This window comes from Streptococcus fryi (genome assembly GCF_053206505.1).
On sequence record NZ_JBRUGW010000063.1, the window covers coordinates 1 to 2,617 of the forward strand.

At 37.7% G+C, this 2,617-nt stretch carries 1 protein-coding gene; it reads left to right on the plus strand.

Annotation, left to right across the window (positions count from 1 at the left end):
• The first annotated feature begins 588 nt into the window (after positions 1-588).
• Positions 589-2,400: a reverse transcriptase domain-containing protein gene (locus ACVRZH_RS09940; RefSeq protein WP_447455120.1), complete on the plus strand. Its 1,812-nt coding sequence runs from the start codon at positions 589-591 to the stop codon at positions 2,398-2,400.
• Positions 2,401-2,617: the final 217 nt, after the last annotated feature.

A 2,617-nucleotide genomic window follows, 5' to 3' on the forward strand; every position in this document is an offset into this window, starting at 1 on the left:
CGTGCGTCCGTAAAGGCGGTATAGTAAATCTACTTTTTGGCAAAGTAGTAGGCGTGACCTTAATGCCTATCATCACCCAACTGACCTGTGAGGGAAACCAAATATCAGGGAACAAAGCACGTTGGGAAACTCATAAGTTGATGAGTTATCACATCACGACTGAATGAGGAGATGACAATGTAACAGTTGTTACTGAGATGATTATAAGGATAAAATCTAAACTGATTGAAGGATAGTCTAAACGGTCTGTGTCAGGACTGTGAGGTAAGATAACTAAAATCCTCATACTATGGAACTTCATTATCACTGTTCGAGGTAGTGAAGCAAAGGGATTCCATAGCGTATTCATAGTAAATGAAAACAGATGAACGTCCTATCCGATGAAATTATCAAGCTATGTTACTATACCAGCTAAACGGAGATTACCTAAGTCAAAATGCTTGTAAAAGCTATTAAACATCAGGTTTATGAATATTTGATAAGGTAACGGAGTTCCCGTAGTAGTTCGAGCGTGTTAATGGCACGTACATGGCGAAGGGGAACAGTTTATAACATTAACATTATGGAAAGGAAGGTGTGCGAGACACCATGAGAAATCCTCAAAATGTGTTAAACAATCTAACAAAACACAGTAAAGATAAAAACTATCAATTTGAGCGACTTTATCGCTTACTTTACAACAAAGAAATGTACTTAGTTGCCTATCAAACGATTTACGCTAACCCAGGACACATGATACCTGGAGTAGATGAGTTGACGATTGATGGTATGAGTATGGCTAGAATTGACCAATTGATTGATTCCCTGAAAGATGAATCTTATCAGCCACATCCATCAAGACGAACCTATATTCCTAAAAAGAATGGGAAGCTACGTCCACTAGGTATTCCATCATTTGATGATAAGCTCTTACAACAGGTTATAAAAATGATTTTGGAATCCATCTACGAGGGACAATTTGAATCCTCTTCCCATGGTTTTCGTCCGAATAAGAGCTGTCATTCAGCACTTACTCAAATTCAGAAAACCTATACAGGAGTAAAATGGTTCATTGAAGGAGACATCAAATCATTCTTTGATAATATCAACCATGATGTGATGATTCAGATTCTGCGAGAAAGAATTACAGATGAGCGATTCTTACGCCTGATTCGTAAGTTCCTCAATACAGGATATGTGGAAGACTGGAAATTCTATAAAACCTACTCAGGAACTCCACAAGGAGGAATAATCAGTCCAATTCTAGCCAATATCTATTTGGATAAGTTTGATAAATATATGACAGATTATGTGAAGAACTTCTGTGAAGGGAAATACCGTAAACGCACCCCAGAATATCGCCAAAATGAGATTGAATTGGGGAAAGCAAGAAGAACACTAGAGTGTGCTTCGACGGGAGACCAACGCCAAGAAGCCATTCAACGTATCCGTCAATTAGAAAAAGAAAGAGTATTGCTTCCTCATAGTGACCCTATGGATAGTAGCTTTAAGCGTCTAACCTATACCCGATACGCAGATGATTTTATCTGTGGTGTGATTGGAAGTAAAGAGGATGCTCGTCGCATTAAAGCAGACATTAAGGTCTATTTGGAAACAGTTCTCAAATTGGAACTCTCTGAAGAGAAAACCCTGATTACCAATGCAAGAGATAAAGCGAGGTTTCTGGGTTATCATCTGTACATTCGCCAATCCAATTTAGCCAAACGTGATTCGGTAGGACGATTGGTCAGAAATTATACAGGTAGATTGGTTTTAGAGGTTTCTATAGAAACGATTCGAGATAGATTACTGTCCTATGGGGCTATGAAAATGACTTATCATAGAGGTCACGAAGTTTGGAAACCAACAGCTCGTTATTTTATGAAAGACTGTGATGATTTAGAGATTTTAGAACGTTATAATGCGGAAATAAGAGGTTTTTATAACTATTATTGTATCGCTAATAATAGCTCTATCCTTCATCGCTTTAAGTACATCATGGAATATAGCATGTATAAGACTTATGCGACTAAATATCGTACGACTAAATCTAACATCATCCGCAAATATAAAAAGGATGGTCAATTTAGGATACAGTATATTGGACGTAAAGGAGATACAATGACCCGTTATTTCTATAACGGAGGTTTTAAACGTCAAAAGAAATCTTTCCTAGAAAATGATAATTTACCAAATACGGCAAAATATTTTAGCCGAACCAATTTAATTGATAGATTAAAAGTAAATCGTTGTGAGTATTGTCAAGCTACCAATAGTCTTCTCGAAATTCATCATGTGAAAAAACTCAAGGATTTAAAGGGAAAGACTTTTTGGGAACGTTTGATGATTTCTAGACAACGGAAAACAATAGCACTGTGTAAAGTTTGCCATAAGAAATTACATCATGGCAAGTTAGATTGAGTTTATAAATGGAGAGCCGTATACATTGAGAGGTGTACGTACGGTTCGGGGGCGAGTATTTGGAAACCTGCCGTAGTAATACGGTAAGGCGCTGGGTACTTAGCCTACAGCGAAATGGTCGGCTGATTCGTCAGGGAAACCAGCACCAAGAAGTAGACATTTATCACTATATTACTAAAGGGAGTTTTGACAACTACCTCTGGCAAACTCAGGAGAA